We start from the raw sequence: 24,433 nt of genomic DNA, 5'->3' as shown, positions 1-24,433 counted from the left end.
CCATGACGGGCAGCGTCACCACCGGCGTCACTGCGCGCGTCCGGCGCGCGCGGGCGGCCGGGTACGCCGTCTTCGCCGTCCAGGGCCTGTGCTTCGCGGCGCTGGTCAGCCGGGTCAACCAGGTGCGGGACGCGCACCACATGACCGACGACCAGATCAACCTGGTCGTCCTGTGCGTGCCGATCGTCGCGGGGGTGGGCAGCGCGGTCGCCGCGCCGCTGATGGGACGGTTCGGCAGCCGCATCGTGCTCCGCCTCTCCCAGCCGTTCGTGTGCCTGACCGTCCTCGCGATCGGCCTGTCCGGCAGCGCCGACATCCCGGTCTACATCGCGGTCGCGCTGTTCGGCTTCGCCGTCGGGGCCGTGGACGCGTCGATGAACGCGCAGGCCGTCACGTCCGAGCGGGCGTACGGGATCAGCATCCTCACCGGCTTCCACGCCGTCTGGGCGGCGGCGGCCGGGGCGGGCGCGCTGTGGGCGTGGGTCGCCAACACCTACGTCTACCCCGACCACGTGACGACCTCGCTCGCGGTGGGCTTCGCGATCCCGGCCGTCCTCGGGCTGGCCGTGACGCTCGTCGCGGGCCCCCGGCTCGCCTCCAAGGAGGACGAGGTCGCCGTGCCCGCCGGGGCGGAGCTGAAGGCGGCGGCCAAGCTCGTCCCGTGGCGGCCGGTGCTGATCATCGGGATCGCGATGGGCTGCTTCTACGTCGCCGACTCGATGCTGTCCAACTTCGGCGCCCTCTACTTCGACAACGACCTGCACAGCAAGGACGTCGCCCCGCTCGGCCTGGCCGCCTACCAGGTCGCGATGGTCGCGAGCCGGGCCGTCGCGGACTTCGGCGTCCGCCGGTTCGGCGCGGCGCGCGTCGTCCGCGCCGGGACGGTCGCGGGCCTGGCGGGCCTGCTGCTGGTCGTCGCCGCGCAGAACGCGCCGATGGCGATCGCCGGGTTCGCCGTGACGGGCCTCGGCCTCTGCGTCATCCCGCCGCTGTCGTTCTCGGCGGCGGGCCGCGTCGACCCGTCCGGGCTGGGCGTCGCGGTGGCGCGGGTGAACATCTTCAACTACGTGGGGTTCGTGGCGGGGGCGGTGGTCGTGCTGATTTTGCAGCCGCTGTCCAGCTACCAGACGTCCTACGTCGTCCCGGCGGTCCTCACGCTGGCGATCATCGCGCTGGCCCGCGGGTTCGAGCCCGCCCCCGCGTCCGAAACCCCCGTGCCGGTGCGCTGACGCCCGGTCAGGCGTCCTCGGCCAGGGCGGCCACGGCGTCCTCCCCCGCCGAGCGCGCCTGCTGGGGGGAGAGATCCTCCAGGGCGCGGGCCAGGGCGGTCAGCGCGGCGTCGGCCGCCGCCCGCAGGGTCACCGCGTGCTCCTGGGCGCGGGCGAGATCCCCGAGCCCGACGCAGTCGAACGACACCTGGGCGTCGTGCGCCGCCATCTTGAGCTGCCTCGCGGCCTCGTCCAGACTCATCCGTCCTCCTTCGCTCAGACCGGGGCTCTACCCGTGGGCACGCGGCGTAACCGCGCGGGCGAGAACTTCGACGGACCGCTCCAGGCGCGCCGTTCCGGTTCGTCCGTAACCGAGGACGAGCGCGGGCGGCGCCGCGTCGGCGCGCTCGCGCGACCACGAGGAGCGCGCCCCGGTGACGAGGACGCCGCCGTCCGCCGCCGCCGCGACCACGGCGTCCTCGTCGCAGCCCGGCGGCAGTTCGACGTACAGGTGCAGGCCCGCCGACACGCCCCGCACGGTCGCGTCCGGCAGGCGGGCGCGCAGGGCGGCGGCGAGCGCGTCGCGGCGCGCCCGGTAGCGGCGGCGCATGACGCGCAGGTGCCGGTCGTGGCCGCCGTCGGCGAGGAAGCGGGCCAGGGCGCGCTGCTCCAGCGACGGGTTGCCGAGATCGGTCAGCGCCCGGTGCTCGCGCAGCCCGTCGGTCAGCGCGGGCGGCGCTACGGCCCAGCCGAGCCGCAGCGCGGGCGCGAGCGCCTTGGTCACCGAGCCGAGCAGCACGACGCGTTCGGGCGCGACGCCCTGGAGGCAGCCGACGGGGTCGCGGTCGTAGCGGAACTCGGCGTCGTAGTCGTCCTCCACGACGATGCCGCCGGTGGCGCGCGCCCAGGCGATCAGCGCGGCCCGGCGCGCGGGCGACAGGACGACGCCGGTCGGGTACTGGTGCGCGGGGGTGACGAGCACGGCCCGCGCGGACGACGCGGCGAGCGCGGCGACGTCCAGGCCCTCGGCGTCCACCGGCACCCGGACGATGCGCGCTCCGGTCGCGTGCAGCAGCGGGAGCTGGCGGTCGCTCGTCGGGTCCTCGACGGCGAGGACGCGCCCGTCCCGCGCCAGCAGCCCCGCCAGCGCCGACAGCCCGTGCGCGACGCCGCTGACGATCGTGATCCGGTCGGCGGACGCGTCGGCGGCCCGGACGCGCCCGAGGTACCCGGCCAGCTCCGTCCGCAGCGCGCGGTCCCCGGCCGGGTCGGGGTAGCCGAGCAGCGCGTCGTGCGGGCTGTCGCGCAGGGCGGCGCGCAGCGCGGCCAGCCACCGGGCGCGCGGGAACGCCGCCAGGTCCGGCTGGCCGGGCCGCAGGTCGGCGACGGCGGCGCGCGGCTCGTCCGGCCGGGCCGCGCCCGCGTCGCCCGCGGACGGACGGGCCAGCGGCGCGACCCGCGTCCCGTCCCCCGGCCGCGCCACCAGGAAGCCCTCGGCGAGCAACTGCTCGTAGGCGGTGACGACGACGCCGCGCGACACCCCGAGGTCCTGCGCGAGCGCGCGGCTGGACGGCAGCCGCGTCCCGGCCGTCAGCCGTCCGGCGCGGATCCCGGCGCGCAGCCCGGCCGCGATCTGCACGGCCAGCCCGGACGTCCGGTCCAGCGGAAGGTGCAAGTCCATGATTGGTCCAGAGAACGGGGGACGAATTGGCCCTGTCCGGTGGACCAGGGCGCTTCTAGCGTCCCACGTATGCCTCTCACCAGCACCGCGCGCGGCATGGTCGGCGCCGCGTCCGGGATGGCGCTCGTCGGCGCGCTGCCCGCCGTGTCCGCGCTGCTCGCGCAGTTCCCCGCGCTCGGCGGGCAGGCCGTCCGCTACGGGATCGCGGCGGCGATCCTCGGCGCGCTCGTCCGCGTGGCGGGCGGGCCGCCCCCGAAGCTTCGCGCAAGGGACGTGGCGCTGCTCGCCGCGCTCGCGCTCACCGGGCTGGCGGGCTTCAACCTGTGCGTGCTCGCCGCCGTCCGCGACACCAGCCCCGCCACCACCGGGACGGTCATCGCGGTCTCCCCCGTCGTGCTCGCCGTCGCCGGACCGTACCTGGCCCGCCGCGCCCGTCCCGCCGCCACGGTCGTCGCGGGCGCGGCCGTCGTGACGGCGGGCACGGCGGTCGCCACGGGCCTCGGGGGCGCGTCCCCGCGCGGGCTGGCGTTCGCGTTCGGCGCGCTCGCGGGCGAGGTCTGCTTCTCGCTGCTCGCGCTCCCGCTGCTGCCGCGCCTCGGCCCGCTGCGCGTCTCGGCGTACACGGCCGGGCTCGCCGCGCCGATGCTGCTGGCCGCCGGGCTCGTCGTGGACGGAACGCGCGTCGTCCGCGTCCCCACGGCGAAGGAGGCGGCGGCCCTGGCGTTCCTCGCGGTCGTGATCACGACGGTCGCGTTCCTGCTCTGGTACGACGCGCTCGGCCGCCTCGGACCCGACCGCGCGGGCCTGTTCACCGGCATGATCCCGGTCAGCGCGGTCGCGACGACGGCGGCGCTCGGCCTCGGCGCCCCGAGCCCCGCCGAACTGGCCGGCTCGGCGCTCGTCAGCGCGGGCGTCCTGCTCGGCATGCGGCGGACGGCCCCGCCACCGGCAAGTCGTAACCTAAGGGCGGCCCCACCCGAACGCGCGAGGATCCCGAATGCCTGAGTTCTCCTACACCGACCTGCTCCCCCTCGGCCCCGACGACACCGAGTACCGGCTGCTCACCAGCGACGGCGTGTCCACCTTCGAGGCGAACGGCCGGACGTTTCTGCAGGTCGAGCCGGAGGCCCTGCGGCTGCTCACCGAGACCGCGATGCGCGACATCGCCCACCTGCTGCGCCCCGCGCACCTGAAGCAGCTCCGCAAGATCCTCGACGACCCGGAGGCCAGCCCGAACGACCGGTTCGTCGCGCTGGACCTGCTGAAGAACGCGGGCATCGCGTCCGGCGGCGTCCTGCCGATGTGCCAGGACACCGGGACGGCGATCGTCATGGGCAAGCGCGGCCAGCACGTCCTCACCGACGGTCGCGACGAGGAGCACATCGCGCGCGGCGTGTACGACGCCTACACCCGGCTGAACCTGCGGTACTCGCAGATGGCGCCGCTGACGATGTGGGACGAGAAGAACACCGGGACCAACCTCCCCGCGCAGATCGAGCTGTACGCCGCCCCGGGCGGCGCCTACAAGTTCCTGTTCATGGCCAAGGGCGGCGGCAGCGCGAACAAGTCGTTCCTGTACCAGGAGACGAAGGCCGTCCTGAACCCGACGCGGATGCTGAGCTTCCTGGAGGAGAAGATCCGCTCGCTCGGCACGGCCGCGTGCCCGCCGTACCACCTGGCGATCGTGGTGGGCGGGACGTCCGCCGAGTACGCGCTGAAGACGGCCAAGTACGCGTCCGCGCACTACCTCGACACGATGCCGGACGCGGGCTCGCCGCTCGGCCACGGGTTCCGGGACGTCGAGCTGGAGCAGCAGGTGTTCGAGCTGACGCAGCGGCTCGGCATCGGCGCGCAGTTCGGCGGCAAGTACTTCTGCCACGACGTCCGGGTGATCCGGCTGCCCCGGCACGGCGCGTCCTGCCCGGTCGCGATCGCGGTGTCGTGCAGCGCCGACCGGCAGGCCGTCGCGAAGATCACCGCCGAGGGCGTGTTCCTGGAGAAGCTGGAGACCGACCCCGCCCGCTTCCTGCCCGACACGACCGACGAGCACCTGGACGGCGACGTCGTCCGCATCGACCTCAACCGGCCGATGGACGAGATCCGCGCCGAGCTGACCCGCTACCCGGTGAAGACGCGGCTGTCGCTGACCGGCCCGCTCGTCGTGGCCCGCGACATCGCGCACGCCAAGATCAAGGAGCGGCTGGACGCTGGCGAGCCGATGCCGTCCTACCTGCGCGACCACGCCGTCTACTACGCGGGCCCGGCCAAGACGCCCGAGGGCTACGCGTCCGGGTCGTTCGGCCCGACGACGGCCGGGCGCATGGACTCCTACGTCGAGCAGTTCCAGGCGGCGGGCGGCTCGCTCGTCATGCTGGCCAAGGGCAACCGGTCGCAGCAGGTCACCGACGCGTGCAAGGCGCACGGCGGGTTCTACCTCGGCTCGATCGGCGGGCCGGCCGCGCGGCTGGCGCAGGACTGCATCAAGAAGGTGGACGTCCTCGAATACGCCGAACTCGGCATGGAGGCCGTCTGGAAGATCGAGGTGGAGGACTTCCCGGCGTTCGTCGTCGTGGACGACAAGGGCAACGACTTCTTCGCCGACACGACCGGTCCGCTCCTGTCCATCGGCCGCCGCTGACGCCCCCAAGATCATCTTGGGAAAATCGTTCCAAGGCCCCGGGAGATCATCTTTTACCCTTGTTCCGGGCGGGACGGGCCGCATCTCCGGCGACCCCGTGCGCTCCGGCCCGTCCCCCGGCACACTGGATCCGGACAACCCGTCCGAATCCGGCCTGAAGCGCTGCGGCCTTGCGGCCGGATGACAAACGCCGCCGCGTCAGGAAGGCGCCCGATGAACGGAACCGGAACGCGGGCGCACGAGGCGGCCCGGCGAGACGTCACGGTATCGTCCCGAAAATCATGTTGGTCGTGCCGACTCCTCAATGACCGCGCGGCCACTCCGGTATCTTTCCCCCATGTCTCAGTCTGAGCGCCTCGTGCTCGCGACGCGCTACCGGCTGGTCTCGGAAATCGGCCAGGGTGCCAACGGCACCGTCTGGCGCGGGCATGACGACCTCCTCGATCGCGCGGTGGCGATCAAGGAGCTGCGGCTGCCCGCCGACCTCACCGAGAACGACCGGGTCGTCTTCTACCGCCGCACGCTCCGTGAGGCACGGGCGCCGGCACAGCTCCGCTCCACCTCGATCATCGAGGTCTACGACGTCGTCATCGAGCAGGGCCGCCCGTGGATCATCATGGAGCTGATCGAGGCGCCCAGCCTGGAACAGCTCATCGAGCGCTCCGGCCCGCTCCCGCCCGACCAGGTCGGCTACATCGGCCGCCGGCTGCTGGACGCGCTGGCCGTCGCGCACCGGTCCGGGATCGTCCACCGGGACCTCAAGCCCAGCAACGTCCTGCTGGACGGCGACCGCGTCGTCCTCACCGACTTCGGGCTCGCGTTCTCCTCCGGCTCGGCCAGCCTCACCAAGACCGGCCACTTCATGGGCTCCCCCGCCTACGTCGCGCCCGAGGTCGCGGCCGGGGAGAAGGCCACCCCCCGCTCGGACCTGTGGTCCCTCGGCGCGACGCTCTACGCGGCGCTGGAGGGCAAGCCTCCGTTCGAACGCGACAACGTCATGGCGACGCTCAGCGCCCTCGCCAACGAGCCGCCGCCGACCCCGCGCAACGCCGGGCCGCTCGCGTCCGTCGTCACCGGGCTGCTGGAGAAGCACCCGACCCGCCGCCTCACCCACGCCCGCGCCGTGGACCGGCTGGAGCGCGCCCTCACCGGCCCCCGCTCGGCCCGCCGCTCCGGCGCGCCCCGGCTGCGCGTGATGGCGGTGATCGCGCTCGCGGGCGGCGTCGTCGCGTCCTGCGCGATCGGCGCGACCGCCCTCACCGTCGGGATGATGCGCGAGCAGCCCGACGGCAGGCCGAGCACCGCGCCGCCGCCGACCGTCGCGCCCGGCCCGACGGGGTCGGGGTCGCTGCTGGTCAAGGCGCGGACGGCCGGCTGCCGCATCTTCGTCGCGATCCCCGGGGACACCCTGACCGTCCTCGCCAACAACGAGACCGTGCCGGTGGGCAGCGCCCGCCGGTTCGACCAGCCGCGGTTGAACGCCGTCGTGTACGACTCGGCGGCCTGCGAAGTGTGGGTCAACGGCCGGAAGAAGCCGCTCGGCGGCCCCGGCGAGCGCCGCAACTACACCGTCCGGGCGCCCGCCGGGCAGTGAACCGATCCATGAAGCGTCCCGGCCGGGGAATGGCTGGGGACGCGACCTCGCTGCACTGAGAACGAGGACTCTGGATCAGGGGGCGGAATCATGACCGAGTACCGGGTCGAGCACGATTCGATGGGCGACGTCCGCGTCCCGGCCGCCGCGAAGTGGCGGGCGCAGACGCAGCGCGCGGTGGAGAACTTCCCGATCTCCGGACGCGGCCTGGAGCCCGCCCACATCGCCGCACTCGCCCGCATCAAGGCCGCCGCCGCGACCGTGAACGCCGAGCTGGGCGTGCTGGACGCCGACGTCGCCGCCGCGATCCGCGCGGCGGCCCTGGAGGTCGCCGACGGGCGCTGGAACGACCAGTTCCCCGTCGACGTGTTCCAGACGGGCTCGGGCACGTCGTCCAACATGAACGCCAACGAGGTCGTCGCCACGCTCGCGCAGGAGCGGCTGGGACGGCCCGTGCACCCGAACGACGACGTGAACGCGTCCCAGTCGTCCAACGACGTGTTCCCGTCCTCGATCCACGTCGCCGCGACCGACGCCGTCGTCAACGACCTGATCCCCGCGCTGCGGCACCTGGCGACGGCGTTCGACCGCAAGTCCGTGGACTTCGCGCGGGTCGTCAAGGCGGGCCGGACGCACCTCATGGACGCGACGCCCGTCACGCTCGGCCAGGAGTTCGGCGGCTACGCGGCGCAGCTGCGGCACGGCGTGGAGCGGCTGGAGGCCGTCCTGCCCCGCCTCGCGGAGCTGCCGCTCGGCGGGACGGCCGTCGGCACCGGCATCAACACCCCGCACGGCTTCGGCGCGCGCGTCATCGCCGAGCTGGTCGCGCTGACCGACCTGCCGTTCACCGAGGCGCGCGACCACTTCGAGGCGCAGGGCGCGCGGGACGGGCTGGTCGAGACGTCCGGCGCCCTGAAGACGATCGCGGTGAGCCTCACCAAGATCGCCAACGACCTGCGCTGGATGGGCTCGGGACCGCGCGCCGGGCTCGGCGAGATCCGCCTGCCCGACCTGCAGCCCGGCTCGTCGATCATGCCGGGCAAGGTGAACCCGGTGCTGCCGGAGGCGGCCGTCCAGGTCGCGGCGCAGGTGATCGGCAACGACGCGGCCGTGACGGCGGGCGGCGCGGCGGGCAACTTCGAGCTGAACGTGATGCTGCCGATGATGGCCCGCAACGTCCTGGAGTCGATCGCGCTGCTGGCCGCCGTCACGCGCCTGCTCGCCGACCGCTGCGTGGACGGCATCGAGGCCGACGAGCCCCGCCTGCGCGAGTACGCCGAGTCCTCACCGTCGATCGTGACGCCGCTGAACCGCTACGTCGGCTACGAGGAGGCCGCCAAGATCGCCAAGCAGGCCCTCGCCGAGCGCAAGACGATCCGCCAGGTCGTGGTGGAACGCGGCCACGTCACGAGCGGCGCGATCAGCGAGGAGGAACTCGACGCGGTCCTCGACGTGCTGTCGATGACCGCGCCGTCCTAGTACCAGCCGTTCTGCTCGGAGTGGTTCCAGGCGCCGCAGGGCGTGCCGTGGCGGCTCTTGATGTAGCCGAGGCCCCACTTGATCTGGGTGCGAGCGCTCGTCCGCCAGTCCGAGCCCGCGCTGGCCATCTTGGAGCCGGGCAGCGCCTGCGGGATGCCGTAGGCGCCGGACGGGTTGGCCGCCGTCGTGCGCCAGCCGCTCTCCTTGTTCCACAGCTTCACCAGGCACGCGAACTGGCCGTCGCCGCCGAAGCCGTAGCTCGGGAGCATCGCCTTGGCGATCTGCTGCGCCTCGCCCGCCGGGACCGGGTCGGCGCCCGCGCCGCCACCGCCGCCGTTGCCGCCCGACGGCGTCGGGGTCTTGGACGGGATCGGGCTGCCCTTCACGCGCAGCGTCGGTGCGCGCAGGTCGCCCGCCTCGCGGCCGGCGCGCGCCAGGGCCTTCTTGCGCCGCTCGGCGGCGAGGGCCGTGGTGTCGATCTCCGGGACGGCGGCGTCGGCGACGGGCGCGGACTTCACCGTGCCGTGGTCGGGCGCGTCGTCGCCGGTGAACGCGAGCGCGGCGACCGAGCCGCCGCCGACCGCGAGGGCCGCGCCGCCGACGACGGCGGCCACGGCCAGGCCCGTCCGGCGGCCGGAGCGGGGCGCGCGGCGGCCCGCGCGGCGCGGGGCCGGGGCGCCCAGCTCGTCGCGGGGCTGCTCGGGACGCGGCAGCGTCGCCACGGGGGCCAGGGCCGCCGTGTCGCCCGCGCGGGCGGCGTCGCCGCCGAAGCCGGGCGGCGGGCCCGCGACGCGGACGTCGTCGGCGTCCGGTGCCGGGGGGAAGTGGGGGGAGCGCTGGTGATCGTCTCGCCAGGGTGACCCGTTCGAGTCTCCGGACAAGGCGGTCCTTCCGACGGTCGCACCGCATGGACGCGCGTGCGAGCTGCGTCACCCCCGTCCCGGGCGGACGTGCGGGGTGCCGGGCGGCGGACGGGCCCGGCCTGCGCGCGCTTCCGGGGGGAGACGCGGCCGGGGCACCGTTCCAGGGGTGCTTACGGGGACACACAATGCCCGACCCGCCGACCCGCTTCGCAACCGAATCGAGATGGAAAGGACGGCCCGGCACTTTGTCAACCTGCCGAGGAACCCCCGGGATCGCCGCGCAGAGCTGGGGTTCTTTGTCACTCGCCCGCACACTGTGACCTTCTTCACACCGATACAGGCCGAGACCGTCCCACCCCGGGACGTAACCGAAAATTGCACGGCCCGCCCGCGCGCCCGGACCGGCGCGCGGGCGGGCGGCGCGTGCTACGAGCCGACGTCCTCCAGCAGATCGGTGACGAGCGCGGCGATCGGCGACCGCTCCGAGCGCGTCAGCGTGACGTGCGCGAACAGCGGATGCCCCTTCAACCGTTCCACGACCGCCGCGACGCCGTCGTGCCGGCCGACGCGGAGATTGTCGCGCTGCGCCACGTCATGGGTCAGGACGACCCGCGACCCCGCCCCGACCCGGGACAGGACGGTCAGCAGCACGCCGCGCTCCAGCGACTGCGCCTCGTCCACGATCACGAACGCGTCGTGCAGGGACCGGCCGCGGATGTGGGTGAGCGGCAGGACCTCCAGCATCCCCCGGTCCAGGACCTCGTCGATGACCTCGGGCGTCGTGACGGCCGAGAGCGTGTCGTAGACGGCCTGCGCCCACGGCGACATCTTCTCGTTCTCCGACCCCGGCAGGTAGCCGAGGTCCTGCCCGCCGACCGCGTACAGCGGCCGGAACACGACGACCTTGCGGTGCCGCCGCCGCTCCATGACCGCGTCCAGGCCCGCGCACAGCGCCAGCGCCGACTTGCCGGTGCCCGCGCGCCCGCCGAGCGAGACGATGCCGACGTCCTCGTCGGTGAGCAGGTCCAGCGCGACGCGCTGCTCGGCGGACCGGCCGCGCAGCCCGAACACCTCGCGGTCGCCCCGGACGAGCCGCACCGACTTGTCCGGCAGGACGCGGCCGAGCGCCGACCCGCGCTCGGACAGGATCCGCAGCCCGGTGTGGCACGGCAGGTCGCGGGCCTGCTCCAGGTCGGCGGTGCCGTGCTCGTACAGCTCCTCCAGCGCGCCGGACGACAGTTCGATCTCGCGCATCCCGGTCCAGCCGGACTCCACGACCGCCAGCTCCGCCCGGTACTCCTCGGCCGTGAGGCCGACGGCGGACGCCTTGACGCGCATCGGGAGGTCCTTGGAGACGAGGACGACGTCCTTGCCCTCCTTGGCGAGCCAGGCGGCCACCGAGAGGATGCGGGTGTCGTTGTCGCCGAGCCGGAACCCGTCGGGGAGCACGGTCGGGTCCGCGTGGTTCAGCTCGACGCGCAGCGTGCCGCCCATGTCGCCGACGGGGAGCGCCTCGTCCAGCCGACCGTGCGCGAGCCGGAGGTCGTCCAGCGTGCGCAGGGCCTGGCGGGCGAAGTAGCCGAGTTCGGGATGGTGGCGCTTGGCCTCCAGCTCGGAGATGACGACGATCGGTAGTACGACCTCGTGCTCGGCGAACCGGGTCATCGCCCCCGGGTCGGCGAGCAGGACGCTCGTGTCGAGGACGTACGTGCGCCGGACCGGGGCGCCTGCTCCGGTGGGGATCCCGGAACCGGGACGGCGCGGGAGGGTTGTGGCCACTCGATCTCCCTGGCTGGTGGGGGATTACCGGTGGCGCGGCGGTCCGCTCGGCGGCATCGGCGGTCCCGAAGGCGGGGGCGTTCGGTGCCGGTGGTGCGAGCGGTGGTCGGGACGCGTCCCGAAGGGGCGTCCTCAGGAACCGTAGCGCCGGTGGCGCGCGGCATACGACCGGAGGGCGCGCAGGAAGTCCACCTTGCGGAAGTCCGGCCAGTGGACCTCGCAGAAGTAGAACTCCGAATGCGCGCTCTGCCAGAGCATGAAGCCGGACAGTCGCTGCTCACCCGACGTGCGGATGACCAGGTCGGGGTCCGGCTGGCCGCGCGTGTAGAGATGCTCGGCGATGTGCTCCACTTCGAGGACCTCGGCCAGCTCCTCGATGCTGGTGCCCCGGGACGCCTGCTCCACGAGGAGAGAGCGCACCGCATCAGCGATCTCACGTCTACCCCCATACCCAACGGCGACGTTCACAATCAGGCCGGGGGCATCGGATGTCGCCTCGCGCGCGGTTTTCAGCACGCGCGCGGTCTTGTCGGGCAGCAGGTCGAGGGCGCCGACGGGCTTGACGTGCCGTCCGTCGGCGGCCAGGCGCTCGACGGTGTTCTCGATGATCTCCAGCAGCGGGTCCAGCTCGGCGGCCGGCCGGTTGAGGTTGTCGGTGGACAGCAGCCAGAGCGTGACGACCTCGACCTCGGCCTCGTCGCACCAGCTCAGCAGCTCGGAGATCTTGTCGGCGCCGCGCTGGTGGCCGTGGTTGACGTCGGTGTGGCCCATCGAGCGCGCCCAGCGGCGGTTGCCGTCCAGGATGACGCCGACGTGGCGCGGCGTGACGTCGGTGGGCAGGGACGACTCCACGCGGCGCTCGTACATGCGGTACGCGGCGTCGCGGACGGCCCCGTACGGGCGGCTGCGGCGGACGGCGGCGCCGAGGCGCGCGGCGCGTCGTTGGGCCATGGATCGTCCCCTCTCACCACCCCGGGCGAGCGCGGGGGCGTTTGTCGGGCTTCAGGGTAGCGAACGGATTTCTTTGGTGAGATCGGTTAGGAACAGGAGAAGTTCGGACGAAGTGAGAACCGCCCGCACGCCGTGCCCGCCCGTCCCCCAGGCTTCGAGCACCGCGCGGCGCGTCAGCCGCCACCGGCCGCGCACGGCGCCCGTCCCGCCGGGCATGGGGATCCAGTGCGCCGACGTGCGCAACGTGCAGCGCAGCTCCCCCGGCAGGGCGCCGGTGTGCCCGACGTCGGCGCGCTCCCGGCAGCGCAGCGCGAACAGCTCGGCGTCGCGGCCGGGGACGCCGTCGGGACCGGGGAAGCGGTCGTCCGGGTCCGGCCACCGCCTGGCCTGCGGCGATCCGTCGGCGCGGGCGGCGGCGACGCGCGCGGCGGCCCCGGCCAGCAGGTGCCCGCAGCGCTCCCCCACCGCGCCGAACGCGGCGCCGTCGCGCCGGAGTTCGAGCGTGACCTCGTAGCGGACGCCGCCCCGGTCGCGCGCCGGGACGGGCACGACCGCGAGCGACGACCCGTCCAGGCACCGCAGCCCACCGCGCATCCCGGCCCTCCGATCTGGCTCCTGTTTCGCACATTAGGCGAGGTCAGGGCCATGATCACACCCGACACGGACCGCGATCGGGTAAGGAACGGTCAGGCCGTCGGCCCGGCCGAGCGGGCGCGCTCCACGTGCTCCAGCGCGGCGCGCAGCTCGGTGAGCCAGGCGTCGGTGTTCTTGCCGACGAGCCGGACGCACCAGGCGAGCGCGTCGCTGCGGCTGCGGGCGACCCCGGCGTCCACGAGCGTGTCGAGGACGCGCCGCTCGGGCTGGCGCAGCCGCGTCATCACCGGCACCGACAGGCTCGTGAACATCTCCTCGTGGCCGCCGCACGACACGCCCCAGGACACCTTGTGCCCGAACCGGTGCTCGGCCTCGCGCGCGATGGCGATGCGGTGGTCGCGGGTGGACTCCCGGAACCGTCCGACATGGCCTTCTACGGCGGCGGCGTGCTCGGCGTCCGAGACGCCCTCCGCGCGGGCCGGTTCGGGCAGCCGCCCGACCACCGTGACCTCCTCGCGGTCGAGGACGATCTCGGGCGCGCCCGCGAACCAGCCCTCGGGCAGCCGTCCGGAGAACCATCCCCGCAGCTGCTCCACCGCCGTGTGCGTCGTCATGTAATCATGATTACACCCGCACGGCCGGGTCGGCGGTCAGCCGGCGATGGAGTTCGCGACGCGGGGGTTGACCCGGACGGCGCCCTTGAAGTTGTTCATGTAGACGTTCTGGATCTGCACGACCGTCCCGGTGTGCGGCGCCGCGACCATCTTGCCGCCGCCGATGTAGAGCGCGATGTGCGAGATGTAGCCGGGCGCGGTCGGGTCGTTGGCCCAGATGAGCATGTCGCCGGGCTGGGCCTTGTCGAACGGCACGATCCAGCCGGCCCGGGCCTGGTCGGCGGCCACGCGCGGCAGCCGGATGCCCGCCGCCGCGAACGCGTACTGCATGAGGCCCGAGCAGTCGTAGCCGCCCTCGGCCTCGGACTCGCCGCCCCACACGTAGGGCCAGCCGAGCCGCGAGTACGCCGCCTTGATGACCGTCCGGACCTGGGCGGAGTTCATGACCTCGCCGTTGGACTTCGGGACGTTCGCCGACGGGTAGTCGACCGGCGGGTTCACCTCGACGGCCTTGGTGCCCTTCGGGAGGGTCTTCTTCAGGCTCTTGATGAACGCGCGGGTGTCGGTCTTCGGGGCGCTGACGAGCAGCGCGTTCGCCGTCGGCATGCCGAGGGCCTGCGCGGTGGCGTGGGAGATGACGACGTCCACGTCGCCGATGCCCATCGTCGCGTAGGCGCCGACGCGGACGTTGGACGTCTGCCCGTCCTTGCCCGCGATCGGGACCTGCGTGCCGAGCTTGACGCCGCCGTCGCTGCCCATCGTGAACGAGATCGCCGCGTCGCCGCCGGCGATGTTGCGCCACAGGGCGTCGGACTTGGCGGTCGGCTTCGGGGTGTAGTTGCGGAAGGTGGACGGGTCCACGCCGAGCAGGCCGACCTGCTTGCCGCCGACCTTGGCCTGGACGGCGTCCACGACCTCGACGCCCTTGACCTTCTTGTTCTTGCGGATCTTCTCGATCGTCGCGGCGGGCAGCGACGACGGCGCCGCGACCAGGACGTGCGGCGTCATCCGCTTACCGAGCGGCGCCACCGCCCCGGACGTGACCCGGGTCGTTCCGGACGCGGCGACGAACTGCGCCTGCTTGTCGGTCTGCGGGATCGCGGGCTCGGCGGCGGGCGGCCGGACCGTGATCACGGCCGTCCCGGTCCCGAGGGTGGCCAGCACCGCCACGCCGATGATCGTCGGTAGCACCCGGCGGCCCGGCTTGCGCACGGCAACACTCCCTCGTCGCGTCGGCGGGACGCGGCTCCCGCCCTTAGTGCACCCGATACCCGGCGCACTGCTCGGATCCCCCGAAAGCGTCGGCCCTGTTACGCCGACCCGCGTCCGATACCCAGAAGTAACACCCATGAGGATACGAGATCAAGGTCACGTTGCCACAAAGTGGATCGAGGATCCAATTAACGGCGAAGTTCGCGGGCCAGGTCGTCGGGGGTGGTGACGGGCATCCGGCAGGCGAAGTCGCGGCACACGTAGGCGGCGGGAGCGCCGTCCACCAGGGACCTTCCGGCCAGCAGCGGGACGCCGCCGGTCCCGGGCGGGCCGACCGTCGTCACCGCGCCGGGGGACGTCGCGAGCAGCGCCGCCCGGTGGAGGGCCCGCGTCCGCTCGTCCGCCGGGTCGCCGACGACGGCGATCTCCAGCGGGCCGGACAGCAGCGCCTCGGCGACCGCGAGGCCCCAGCCCGCGAACCGCGCGTGCTTCGCCGCCAGCGGCCGGGCCGGGGCGAGCGCCGCCGCGGCGGCCTCCCGGTGCTCGGCCGAACCGGTCAGCGCCGCGTGGGACAGCAGCGCGCCCGCCGCCGCGAACCGTCCGGACGGCGTCGCGTTGTCGGTCGGGTCCTGCGGGCGGCGGAACAGGCGCTCGGCGTCGTCGGCGGTGTCGTAGAAGCCGCCCGCGCCGTCGCCGAAGCGGGTGCGGACGGTGTCCAGCAGCGCGCCCGCCGCCGTCGCGTGCGCCGGTTCGCCGGTGACGGCGTGCAGCGCGAGCAGGCCCTCGGCGACGTCGGCGTAGTCCTCCAGGACGCCCGCGTGGGCGCCCGCGACGCCGTCCCGCGACGTCCGGACGAGCCGTCCGCCGGACCCGTGGACGTGCAGCAGCAGCCCCGCGATCTCCGTCGCGGCGGCGACCAGGTCGGGCCGGTCGAACAGCGCGCCGCACTCGGCGAGCGCCGCGACCGCGAGGCCGTTCCACGCGGCGACCACCTTGTCGTCGCGGGCGGGCGGCACGCGGCGGTCCCGGGCGGCCAGCAGCGCGGCGCGGATCCGTTCGTAGCGGTCCTGGTCGTCGGGATCGCGCGGCAGTTGCAGGACGGACGTGCCGTGCTCGAACGTGCCCGTGACGGCGAACAGGCGCGTCGCGTGGGCGCCGTCGTCCGGGCCGAGGACGTCGGCGAGCTGCTCGGGCGTCCAGACGTAGAAGCGGCCCTCCTCGCCCTCGCTGTCGGCGTCCAGCGCGGACGCCAGCCCGCCCTGCGGCGTGCGCAGGTCGCGGAGCATCCAGTCGCAGGTCTCCAGCGCGATCCGCTTCCCCAGCGGCGCGCCGGTCAGCCGCCACCAGTGGGCGTAGACGCGGGCCAGCAGCGCGTTGTCGTACAGCATCTTCTCGAAGTGCGGGACGACCCACTCCGCGTCCACCGAGTACCGCGCGAACCCGCCGCCGAGCTGGTCGTACATGCCGCCGCGCGCCATCGCCTCCAGCGTGTGCGCGGCCATCGCGAGCGCGTCGCCGTCGCCGGTGCGGGCGTGGTGGCGCAGCAGGAACTCCAGCGCCATCGACGGCGGGAACTTGGGCGCGCCGCCGAACCCGCCGCGCGCCGCGTCGTACCCCTCCGCCAGGGACCGGACGGCCAGCGCGAGCGCGTCCTCGTCCGGCGCCGGGACGCCGCCCAGCGCGGGCGCGGGCCCGGTGAGCGCGTCCACGATCTTGCGGCCCTGGTCGGTCACCTCGGCGCGCTGGTCCGTCCACGCGGTGTGGACGGCCTCCAGCAGCGCCTGGAACCGGGGACGCGGGAAGTACGTGCCGCAGTAGAACGGATGGCCGTCCGGCGTGGCGAACACCGTCATCGGCCACCCGCCCTGCCCGGTCATCGCCTGCGTGGCCTCCATGTAGACCGCGTCGATGTCCGGCCGTTCCTCCCGGTCCACCTTGACGTTCACGAAGTACCGGTTCATGAGCCCGGCGGTGGCGGCGTCCTCGAACGACTCGTGCGCCATCACATGGCACCAGTGACACGCCGCGTACCCCACCGACAGCAGGATCGGGACGTCCCGCCGCCGCGCCTCCGCCATCGCCTCCGGCCCCCACTCGAACCACTCCACCGGGTTCCCGGCGTGCTGGAGGAGGTAGGGGCTGGTGGCGTCCTTCAACCGGTTCACGTGCTCTCCAGGTCGGCGAGGGCGGACTCGATGGCGCGGTGGAGCGTCGGGTAGGCGTAGATCATCGTGCGGAGGGTGTCCACCGGCACCTCCGCGTGGACGGCCACGGCCAGCGCCCCCAGCACCTCGCCGCCCATCGGGCCCATGACGGTCGCGCCGACGAGCGTGCCCCACTCGGCGTGCTGGACGAGCTTGATGAACCCGTCCCCGCCCGGCCCGTGGATCCAGCCGCGCGTGGACTCGGCGAGGTCGGTCTTTCCGATCCGCACCGGAAGCTCCTGGTCGCGGGCCTCGCGCTCGGTCAGCCCGACGACGCCGATCTCCGGGTCGGTGAACGTGACGCGCGGGACGGCCCGGTAGGACGCCAGCGGCCCCTTCTCGCCCAGGATGTCGCGCACCGCGATCGTGGACTGGTACATCGAGACGTGCGTGAACGCGCCCTTGCCGGTGATGTCGCCGATCGCCCAGAGGCCGTCGCCGGCGCGCATGGCGCCGTCGACCTCCAGCGCGCGGGCACCCTCGTCCAGGCCGACGGCCGGGAGCCCGATGCCCTTGAGGTTCGGGCGGCGTCCGGTCGCGACGAGCAGCCGGTCCCCGCGGACTTCGCCGTGCGTCGTGCGCAGCGTGAACGCGCCGTCGTGCTCGACGCCCTCGACGCGCGTGCCGGTGCGGACGTCGATGCCCTCGCGCTCGAACACCTTCCCGAGCAGGTCGCCCGCCTCAGGCTCCTCGCGCGCGACGAGCCGGGGACCGCCCTCGATGATCGTCACGCGGGTGCCGAACCGGGCGAACACCTGCGCCGTCTCGACGCCCACGACACCGCCGCCGAGCACGAGCAAGGTCTCGGGGACGGTCGCGGCCCGGACGACGTCCCGGTTCGTCCAGAACGGCGTCCCCGCCAGGCCCTCGATCGGCGGGACGAGCGGCGCCGTGCCCGTGTTGATCAGGATCCCGCGCGCGGCCCGGAACACCTGGTCCCCGACCCGCACCTCCCGCTCCCCGGTGATCACGCCCTCGCCGCGCACCAGCCGCACCCCGCGTCCGGTCAGCCGGTCCACGGCGGCCTGGTCGTTCCAGTCATGCGTGGCGTCGTCCCTGATCCGCGCCGCGACGCGCGTCCAGTCCGGCCGGACCTCGGCGTCTCCGGCCAGGTCCCGCGCCCGCCCGACGTCCGCGACCAGGTCCGCCGCCCGCGCCATCATCTTGGTCGGCACGCACGCGAAGTACGGGCACTCGCCCCCGACCAGCCGCGCCTCGACGGCGACGACGCGCAGCCCCGCGTCCGCCAGCAGCCCCGCCGCGTTCTCGCCGCCCGGCCCGAGCCCCAGCACGACGACGTCCACTTCTTCAGCCATGCCCTCACCCTGCCCGTCGCGCGGTCATTTATCGCGCCTTTTCGGAAGGGGGATGCGGTCGAGGTCGTGAACGACGGTGATCTCGCCGTCGAACGCGGCGGCGGCCTCGTCGTGGAAGCGGTGTTCTTCGTCGGCGGGGTAGCGCTCGGAGAAGTGGGTGAGGACGAGGTGGCGGACGCCGCCGTCGGACGCGACGCGGCCCGCCTGGCCGGCGGTCAGGTGGCCGTACTCGGCGGCCAGGGCGGCGTCGCGGTTCAGGAAGGTGGACTCGATCACGAGCATGTCCGCGCCGGCCGCCAGGGCGGTCACGCCTGCGCAGAGGCGGGTGTCCATGACGAAGGCGAAGACCTGGCCGGGGCGGCGGGCGCTGACCTCGTCCAGGCGGACGGTGCGTCCGCTCGGCGCGACGACGGCGCCGGTGTCCAGGAGCGTCCGGACGAGCGGGCCGGTCACGCCGAAGCGGGCCAGCTCGTCGGGGAGCATCCGGCGGCCGTCGGGTTCGGCGAGGCGGTAGCCGTAGGCGTCCACGGGGTGGGAGAGGCGCCGCGCGGTGAGGGTGAAGGGCGCGTCACCGGTGTCCAGGTCGACGCCGTCCCCGGTGAGCGGGTGCTCGGTGATGACGTCGGTGTCGCGGAAGAGGCTCGCGTGGCGTAGGCGGGCCCAGTACTCGGCGCCGCTGCCCGGGAAGACGGCCCGGACGGGGTGCGGGACCTGGTCGCGCGCGATCCGCTGGACGATCCCGGGCACGCCGAGGCAGTGGTCGCCGTGGAAGTGGGTCAGGCACAGCCAGTTCAGCTCGGTCGCGGACGCCCCGGCGCGGGTCATCTGCCGCTGCGTCCCCTCCCCCGGGTCGAACAGCAGGCCGTGCCCGTCCCACCGCAGGAGGTAGCCGTTGTGGTTGCGCCGTTTCGTCGGGACGGCGCTGGCCGACCCGAGCACCAAAAGATCACGCACGGTTCCATCATTCTGGGCCGCGCGTCCCGCCCGGACCGCCGGGGCGGCCCGGCCGCGCGGATGAGACGATGGGACGGACCGTTTGCGACGAAGGAGCCGCCTTTCATGCCCGCCGAACCCTCCGCGGTGAAGACGCCGCTGTACGACGTCCACCTGGGTCTTTCGGCCCAGCTCGTGGACTTCGCCGGTCATCTGATGCCGCTGCGGTACGCGTCGGAGACGGCCGAGCACCGCGCGGTGCGGACGGCGGCGGGCCTGTTCGACCTGTCCCACATGGGCGAGATCTTCGTCACCGGCCCGGGCGCCGCCGCCGCGCTGGACTACGCCCTGGTCGGGAACCTGTCGGCGCTGGCCGTCGGACGGGCGCGGTACACGATGCTGTGCGCGCACGACGGCGGCGTGCTGGACGACCTGATCGTCTACCGGCTGGCGGACGCGACGTTCCTCGTCGTCGCCAACGCCGCGAACCGGGCCGTCGTCGGGGCCGCGCTGACCGAGCGCGCCGCCGGGTTCGACGCGGCCGTCGAGGACCGCTCGGACGCCTACGCGCTGGTCGCGCTCCAGGGCCCGGACGCCGCCGGGCTCCTGGCCGCCGTCACCGACGCCCCGCTGGACGGCCTGCGCTACTACGCGATCATGGCCGGGCGCGTCGGCGGCGTGGACGCACTGATCGCCCGGACGGGCTACACCGGCGAGGACGGCTTCGAGCTGTTCGTCTCCGCCGAGGACGCCGTCGCCGTCTGGAAGACGTTTGAGGACAAGGCGACGCCGACCGGATTGGCGGCGCGCGACTCGCTCCGCCTCGAAGCGGGCATGCCGCTCTACGGCCACGAACTCACCGCCGAGACCAGCCCGTTCGAGGCGAACCTCGGCCGCGTCGTCAAGCTCGACAAGCCCGGCGACTTCGTCGGGAAGGCGGCGCTGGCGGCGCAGGCCGCGACGCCGCCAGGCCGTAGGCTCGTGGGACTGGTCGCCCGCGGGCGCCGCGCGCCCCGCCAGGGGTACGCGGTCGTCACCGCAGACGGCACGCCGTGCGGCGTCGTGACCAGCGGCGCCCCGTCGCCCACCCTCGGCCGTCCGATCGCGATGGCCTACCTTGACGGGGGCGTCGCCGACGAGGGTCTCGCGGTGGACGTCCGGGGCCGTCCCGAGGCGGTCGACGTGGTCGCCCTGCCCTTCTACAAGCGTTCCTGACACGGGAGAGAGACAACGATCGTGAGCGTTCCGGAAGAGCTTCGCTACAGCGAAGAACACGAGTGGGTCGCGGGGCTCGACGGTGAGAGCGGCATCGTGACCGTCGGCATCACCGCCCACGCCGCCGACGCCCTCGGCGAGATCGTCTTCCTCGAACTGCAGCCCGCCGAGGGCGACACGGTGGAGGCCGGGGAGAGCTGCGGCGAGGTCGAGTCCACCAAGTCCGTCAGCGAGCTGTACTCGCCCGTCACCGGCGAGGTCACGGCGGTGAACGCGGCGGTGATCGACGAGCCGAAGGTCATCAACGACGACCCGTACGGCGAGGGCTGGATCTTCAAGGTGCGGATCGCCGACGAGCCGGGCGACCTCCTCGACGCCACGGCGTACAGCAAGCTCATCGAGGAGGATTGATGCACCTGTACGACTCGCTGGCCGACGCCGATCCGGAGATCGCGGCGGCCGTCGCGGCGGAGCTGAACCGGCAGCAGAGCACGCTGGAGATGATCGCGTCGGAGAACTTCGCGCCGTCGGCCGTGCTGGAGGCGCAGGGTTCGGTCCTGACGAACAAGTACGCCGAGGGGTACCCGGGCAGGCGGTACTACGGCGGCTGCGAGTTCGTGGACGTCGCCGAGCAGCTCGCGATCGACCGGGCGAAGGCGCTGTTCGGGGCCGAGCACGCGAACGTCCAGCCGCACTCGGGCGCGCAGGCGAACACGGCGGTGTACTTCGCGCTGCTGTCGCCGGGCGACACGATCCTCGGGCTGGACCTCGCGCACGGCGGGCACCTCACGCACGGGATGCGGCTGAACTACTCGGGCAAGATCCTGAACGTGGTGCCGTACCACGTCCGGGCCGAGGACGGCCTGGTCGACATGGACGAGGTCGCCGCGCTCGCCGCCGAGCACCGGCCGAAGATGATCGTCGCGGGCTGGTCGGCCTACCCGCGGCAGCTCGACTTCGCGCGGTTCCGGGAGATCGCCGACTCGGTGGGCGCGCTGCTCATGGTCGACATGGCGCACTTCGCGGGGCTGGTCGCGGCGGGGCTGCACCCCTCGCCCGTCCCGTACGCCGACATCGTCACGACGACGACGCACAAGACGCTGGGCGGCCCGCGCGGCGGCCTGATCCTCGCGAAGGAGGAGCACGGCAAGAAGATCAACTCGGCCGTGTTCCCGGGGATGCAGGGCGGCCCGCTGGAACACGTCATCGCGGCGAAGGCGGTCGCGCTGAAGTTCGCGGCGTCGGAGGAGTTCAGGGAGCGGCAGCGCCGGACGGTCGAGGGCGCGCGGCTGCTGGCCGAGCGGCTGTCGGCCGCCGACACGGCCAAGGCGGGCGTGAAGGTGCTGACCGGCGGGACGGACGTCCACCTGGTCCTGGTCGACCTCGTGGACTCCGACCTCACCGGCCGCGACGCCGAGGACCTGCTGCACGGCATCGGCATCACGGTGAACCGGAACGCCGTTCCGAACGACCCCCGGCCGCCGATGGTGACGTCCGGGCTGCGCATCGGGACCCCCGCCCTCGCCACGCGCGGGTTCACCGCCGACGACTTCGCCGAGGTCGCCGACGTGATCGCGCTGGCGCTGCAGCCGTCCCCCGACACGGACGCGCTGGCGGCGCGGGTACGGGCGCTGGCGGACGAGCACCCCCTGTATCCGGACCTGTAGGAACGGGGCGCCCCCCGCGCGCCGCGGGGGGCGCCGCCACAAAGGAGTGGCGGCATGGCGATCAGTGTTTTCGACCTCTTCAAGATCGGTATCGGGCCGTCGTCGTCCCATACCGGGGGCCCGATGGCGGCGGCGTGCCGGTTCGCGACCGGGCTGCGCGACGACGGGCTGCTGGACCGGACGGCGAGCGTCCGGGCCGTCCTCTACGGCTCGCTCGGCCTGACCGGCAAGGGCCACGGCAGCGACAAGGCCGTCGCGCTGGGCCTGTGCGGCGAGCTGCCCGCGACGGTCGACGTCGACCGCGTGGACGACCGGATGGCCGAGATCCGCGAGAGCGGCCGACTGGCGCTGCTCGGCTTGGTGGACGTCCCGTTCGTCGTCGGCGACCACCTGGTGTTCGAGCGGAACGAGTCCCTGCCGGGCCATCCGAACGGGATGCGGTTCACGGCGTACGGGACGTCCGGCGAGGAGCTGCGGTCGCGCGTCTACTACTCGGTCGGCGGCGGGTTCGTCGTGGACGAGGACGCGGCGGGCGCGGCCCGGATCCGCCCGGACGAGACCCCGCTGCCCTACCCCTTCACGACGGCCGCCGAGATGCTCGCGCACTGCGCGGACACCGGCCTGTCGATCTCCGGCCTGATGCTGGCGAACGAACGCGCGTTCGGCCGGACGGACGACGAGATCCGCGCGGGCCTGCTGGAGCTGTGGGGCGTGATGCGGGCTTCCGTCGAGCGCGGCTGCGCCCGCGAGGGCCTGCTGCCCGGCGGCCTGAAGGTGCAGCGCCGCGCGCCGCGCCTGCACCGGACTCTGCTCGCCGAGGACGGCGCGGACCCGCTGCGCGCGATGGACTGGGTGACGCTGTTCGCGCTCGCGGTGAACGAGGAGAACGCGGGCGGCGGCCGGATCGTGACGGCGCCGACGAACGGCGCGGCGGGGATCGTCCCGGCCGTCCTGCACTACCACGAGCGCTTCGTGCCGGGCGCGAGCGACGACGCGGTGGTCCGGTTCCTGCTGACGGCGGGCGCGATCGGCTCCCTGTTCAAGCAGAACGCCAGCATCTCGGGCGCGGAGGTCGGCTGCCAGGGCGAGGTCGGCTCGGCGTGCTCGATGGCGGCGGCGGGCCTGACCGAAGCCCTCGGCGGCACCCCCGCCCAGGTGGAGAACGCGGCCGAGATCGCGATCGAGCACAACCTGGGCCTCACCTGCGACCCGGTCGGCGGCCTCGTCCAGGTCCCGTGCATCGAGCGCAACGCGATCGGCGCGATCAAGTCGATCAGCGCGACCCGCCTCGCCCTGCGCGGCGACGGCCACCACTTCGTCTCCCTCGACCGCGCCATCAAGACGCTCCGCGACACCGGCCGCGACATGCTCGACAAGTACAAGGAGACGTCCCGAGGCGGCCTCGCCGTCAACGTCATCGAATGCTGACGCCGGGGGCGTTCCCCAAAGAAGCAAATCGCCTGCGTTCTAACACCATTTTGGTAGCATCGCGGGCATGGCCACTCTGAGCGTCCGCCTGCCCGATGAACTGAGCGAACGGCTGACCGCCTACTCGCGCAGCAAGCACAGTTCGGCGAACAGCACGATCATCCACGCGCTGGACCGCTTCCTCACCGAGGAGGCGCAGGCGGACGTCGTCGCGACGGCGGCGGACGAGGTGTTCGCGCGGCGGGCGGAGCTGTTCGACCGGCTGGCCGACACGTGATCTACCTGAGCGTCGAGCAGATCATCGCCCTCAACGCCCGGCACCTCGGCGGTCAGCCGGCGGTCCGCGACGTCGGGCTCGTCCAGAGCGCGGCGGCCCGGCCGCAGACGGTCGCCTTCGGGCAGCCCGCGTACGCGACGATCGAGGAGAAGACGGCGGCTCTGCTGCACTCGATCATCTGCAACCATCCGTTCGTGGACGGCAACAAGCGCACCGGCTGGGCCGCCGCGGAGATCACGCTGGTCGCGAACGGCCACCGTTCGGACCTGAGCGACGACGAGGCGTTCGACTTGGTGCTGCGGATCGCGACGTCGTGTTCGGAGATCGAGGTCAAGGAGATCGGGGCGGCGCTGCGGGTCGTCGCGCGGTAGGCGACGACCCGCGGCGCCGGGCGGGTCACTTGTGCATGAGGCCCTGGAGGCAGGTGCGGGTGAAGACGCGGTCGTTGACGATCTTGCCGCCGGACCGGGTGAACGCCGCCTTGATGGCCTTGCAGGCGCGGGTCGCGTTGGGCTTGGAGCGCGCGCGGTTGTCCTTGCTCGCGGCGCGCAGGAACTCCGACCGGGTGATCTTGTGGCCGTCCTTGCGGACCGCGATCACGGTGTCGGCGGCCTGCGCCGCCGGGGCCTGCGCGGCCACGCGGTGGGCGGTGGCGTCCTTCGCCGATGCGTCGGAGGAGCATCCGGACGCCATCAGCAGGCATCCGGGCAGGACGGCGGCGGCGATGAGGCGCTTCATGGTTCTCCCAGGTCGAGGCGGGGTTCGGACGGCAAAACCGTA

The 24,433-nt window shown here is 73.6% G+C and carries 23 protein-coding genes; 11 read left to right on the top strand and 12 right to left on the bottom strand.

The window, feature by feature from the left end:
• Positions 1–2: 2 nt before the first annotated feature.
• Positions 3–1,229, top strand: coding sequence for an MFS transporter (locus GQ466_RS02545; protein ID WP_161101128.1), 1,227 nt, complete (start codon positions 3–5; stop codon positions 1,227–1,229).
• A gap of 7 nt (positions 1,230–1,236) precedes the next feature.
• Here the strand turns inward: GQ466_RS02545 and GQ466_RS02540 are convergent, their stop codons facing one another.
• Together GQ466_RS02540 and pdxR are read right to left on the bottom strand one after the other, a co-directional pair.
• Positions 1,237–1,470, bottom strand: a complete 234-nt coding sequence (locus GQ466_RS02540) for a hypothetical protein (RefSeq protein ID WP_161101127.1) — start codon at positions 1,468–1,470, stop codon at positions 1,237–1,239.
• 27 nt (positions 1,471–1,497) lie between these two features.
• Complete coding sequence (gene pdxR, locus GQ466_RS02535; RefSeq protein WP_202419937.1) at positions 1,498–2,889, bottom strand: MocR-like pyridoxine biosynthesis transcription factor PdxR; 1,392 nt, start codon at positions 2,887–2,889, stop codon at positions 1,498–1,500.
• 69 nt (positions 2,890–2,958) lie between these two features.
• Between pdxR and GQ466_RS02530 the strand changes: the two genes are divergently transcribed.
• The 4 genes from GQ466_RS02530 (at position 2,959) to GQ466_RS02515 (ending at position 8,600) form a co-directional block, all read left to right on the top strand.
• Positions 2,959–3,894: a DMT family transporter gene (locus GQ466_RS02530; RefSeq protein WP_161101126.1), complete on the top strand. Its 936-nt coding sequence runs from the start codon at positions 2,959–2,961 to the stop codon at positions 3,892–3,894.
• Entirely contained in the window at positions 3,887–5,527 is a 1,641-nt protein-coding gene (locus tag GQ466_RS02525) for a fumarate hydratase (protein WP_161101125.1), read from the top strand. The genes GQ466_RS02530 and GQ466_RS02525 overlap by 8 nt, the downstream gene beginning before the upstream one ends.
• 337 nt (positions 5,528–5,864) lie before the next feature.
• A complete protein-coding gene (locus GQ466_RS02520; protein ID WP_161101124.1) occupies positions 5,865–7,121 on the top strand; it encodes a serine/threonine-protein kinase in 1,257 nt (418 codons plus the stop codon).
• A gap of 90 nt (positions 7,122–7,211) precedes the next feature.
• Positions 7,212–8,600, top strand: a complete 1,389-nt coding sequence (locus GQ466_RS02515; protein ID WP_161101123.1) for a class II fumarate hydratase — start codon at positions 7,212–7,214, stop codon at positions 8,598–8,600.
• On the opposite strand, the gene GQ466_RS02510 is transcribed toward GQ466_RS02515, so the two are convergent.
• The 9 genes from GQ466_RS02510 to GQ466_RS02470 all read right to left on the bottom strand — a co-directional run bounded on the left by GQ466_RS02510 (position 8,597) and on the right by GQ466_RS02470 (position 19,087).
• Positions 8,597–9,481, bottom strand: coding sequence for an aggregation-promoting factor C-terminal-like domain-containing protein (locus tag GQ466_RS02510; RefSeq protein ID WP_237417575.1), 885 nt, complete (start codon positions 9,479–9,481; stop codon positions 8,597–8,599). The two genes, GQ466_RS02515 and GQ466_RS02510, sit on opposite strands and share 4 nt — an antisense overlap.
• A gap of 408 nt (positions 9,482–9,889) precedes the next feature.
• Positions 9,890–11,206 carry a PhoH family protein gene (locus GQ466_RS02505; protein WP_161102355.1) on the bottom strand — a complete coding sequence of 439 codons (1,317 nt, stop codon included), beginning with the start codon at positions 11,204–11,206 and terminating at the stop codon, positions 9,890–9,892.
• 168 nt (positions 11,207–11,374) lie between these two features.
• Positions 11,375–12,193 carry an isoprenyl transferase gene (locus GQ466_RS02500; protein WP_161101122.1) on the bottom strand — a complete coding sequence of 273 codons (819 nt, stop codon included), beginning with the start codon at positions 12,191–12,193 and terminating at the stop codon, positions 11,375–11,377.
• Positions 12,194–12,244: 51 nt separating this feature from the next.
• Positions 12,245–12,787 (bottom strand): hypothetical protein, encoded by a 543-nt coding sequence (locus GQ466_RS02495; protein ID WP_161101121.1) that lies wholly within the window; start codon positions 12,785–12,787, stop codon positions 12,245–12,247.
• A gap of 92 nt (positions 12,788–12,879) precedes the next feature.
• On the bottom strand, positions 12,880–13,401 hold the full coding sequence (locus tag GQ466_RS02490; RefSeq protein ID WP_161101120.1) for a hypothetical protein: 522 nt from the start codon (positions 13,399–13,401) through the stop codon (positions 12,880–12,882).
• 36 nt (positions 13,402–13,437) lie between these two features.
• A complete protein-coding gene (locus GQ466_RS02485; protein WP_161101119.1) occupies positions 13,438–14,613 on the bottom strand; it encodes an NlpC/P60 family protein in 1,176 nt (391 codons plus the stop codon).
• Between the two features lie 188 nt (positions 14,614–14,801).
• Positions 14,802–16,778: a DUF255 domain-containing protein gene (locus GQ466_RS02480; protein ID WP_161101118.1), complete on the bottom strand. Its 1,977-nt coding sequence runs from the start codon at positions 16,776–16,778 to the stop codon at positions 14,802–14,804.
• Positions 16,775–18,133, bottom strand: a complete 1,359-nt coding sequence (locus GQ466_RS02475; RefSeq protein ID WP_202419935.1) for a dihydrolipoyl dehydrogenase family protein — start codon at positions 18,131–18,133, stop codon at positions 16,775–16,777. The genes GQ466_RS02480 and GQ466_RS02475 overlap by 4 nt, the downstream gene beginning before the upstream one ends.
• Before the next feature lie 24 nt (positions 18,134–18,157).
• On the bottom strand, positions 18,158–19,087 hold the full coding sequence (locus GQ466_RS02470) for a ribonuclease Z (protein WP_337193288.1): 930 nt from the start codon (positions 19,085–19,087) through the stop codon (positions 18,158–18,160).
• Between the two features lie 105 nt (positions 19,088–19,192).
• Between GQ466_RS02470 and gcvT the strand changes: the two genes are divergently transcribed.
• From gcvT to GQ466_RS02440, 6 genes are all read left to right on the top strand, one after another.
• Positions 19,193–20,281, top strand: a complete 1,089-nt coding sequence (gene gcvT, locus GQ466_RS02465) for a glycine cleavage system aminomethyltransferase GcvT (protein ID WP_161101117.1) — start codon at positions 19,193–19,195, stop codon at positions 20,279–20,281.
• Between the two features lie 21 nt (positions 20,282–20,302).
• Positions 20,303–20,692, top strand: a complete 390-nt coding sequence (gene gcvH / locus GQ466_RS02460; protein ID WP_161101116.1) for a glycine cleavage system protein GcvH — start codon at positions 20,303–20,305, stop codon at positions 20,690–20,692.
• Positions 20,692–21,948, top strand: a complete 1,257-nt coding sequence (locus GQ466_RS02455; protein ID WP_161101115.1) for a serine hydroxymethyltransferase — start codon at positions 20,692–20,694, stop codon at positions 21,946–21,948. Before gcvH ends, GQ466_RS02455 begins: the two co-directional genes overlap by 1 nt.
• Positions 21,949–22,002: 54 nt before the next feature.
• Positions 22,003–23,376, top strand: coding sequence for an L-serine ammonia-lyase (locus GQ466_RS02450; protein ID WP_161101114.1), 1,374 nt, complete (start codon positions 22,003–22,005; stop codon positions 23,374–23,376).
• Positions 23,377–23,443: 67 nt separating this feature from the next.
• On the top strand, positions 23,444–23,653 hold the full coding sequence (locus tag GQ466_RS02445) for an Arc family DNA-binding protein (RefSeq protein WP_161101113.1): 210 nt from the start codon (positions 23,444–23,446) through the stop codon (positions 23,651–23,653).
• A complete protein-coding gene (locus GQ466_RS02440; protein ID WP_161101112.1) occupies positions 23,650–24,024 on the top strand; it encodes a type II toxin-antitoxin system death-on-curing family toxin in 375 nt (124 codons plus the stop codon). Before GQ466_RS02445 ends, GQ466_RS02440 begins: the two co-directional genes overlap by 4 nt.
• 25 nt (positions 24,025–24,049) lie before the next feature.
• Here GQ466_RS02440 and GQ466_RS02435 read toward each other — a convergent pair whose 3' ends face one another.
• Complete coding sequence (locus tag GQ466_RS02435; protein WP_161101111.1) at positions 24,050–24,391, bottom strand: hypothetical protein; 342 nt, start codon at positions 24,389–24,391, stop codon at positions 24,050–24,052.
• Positions 24,392–24,433 lie beyond the last annotated feature (42 nt).

The sequence above is a fragment of the Actinomadura rayongensis genome, from assembly GCF_009831215.1.
GTDB classification, from domain to species: domain Bacteria; phylum Actinomycetota; class Actinomycetes; order Streptosporangiales; family Streptosporangiaceae; genus Spirillospora; species Spirillospora rayongensis.
The sequence above is the reverse complement of the archived record's forward strand: the minus strand, read 5'-3'. Positions and strand labels throughout refer to the sequence as shown.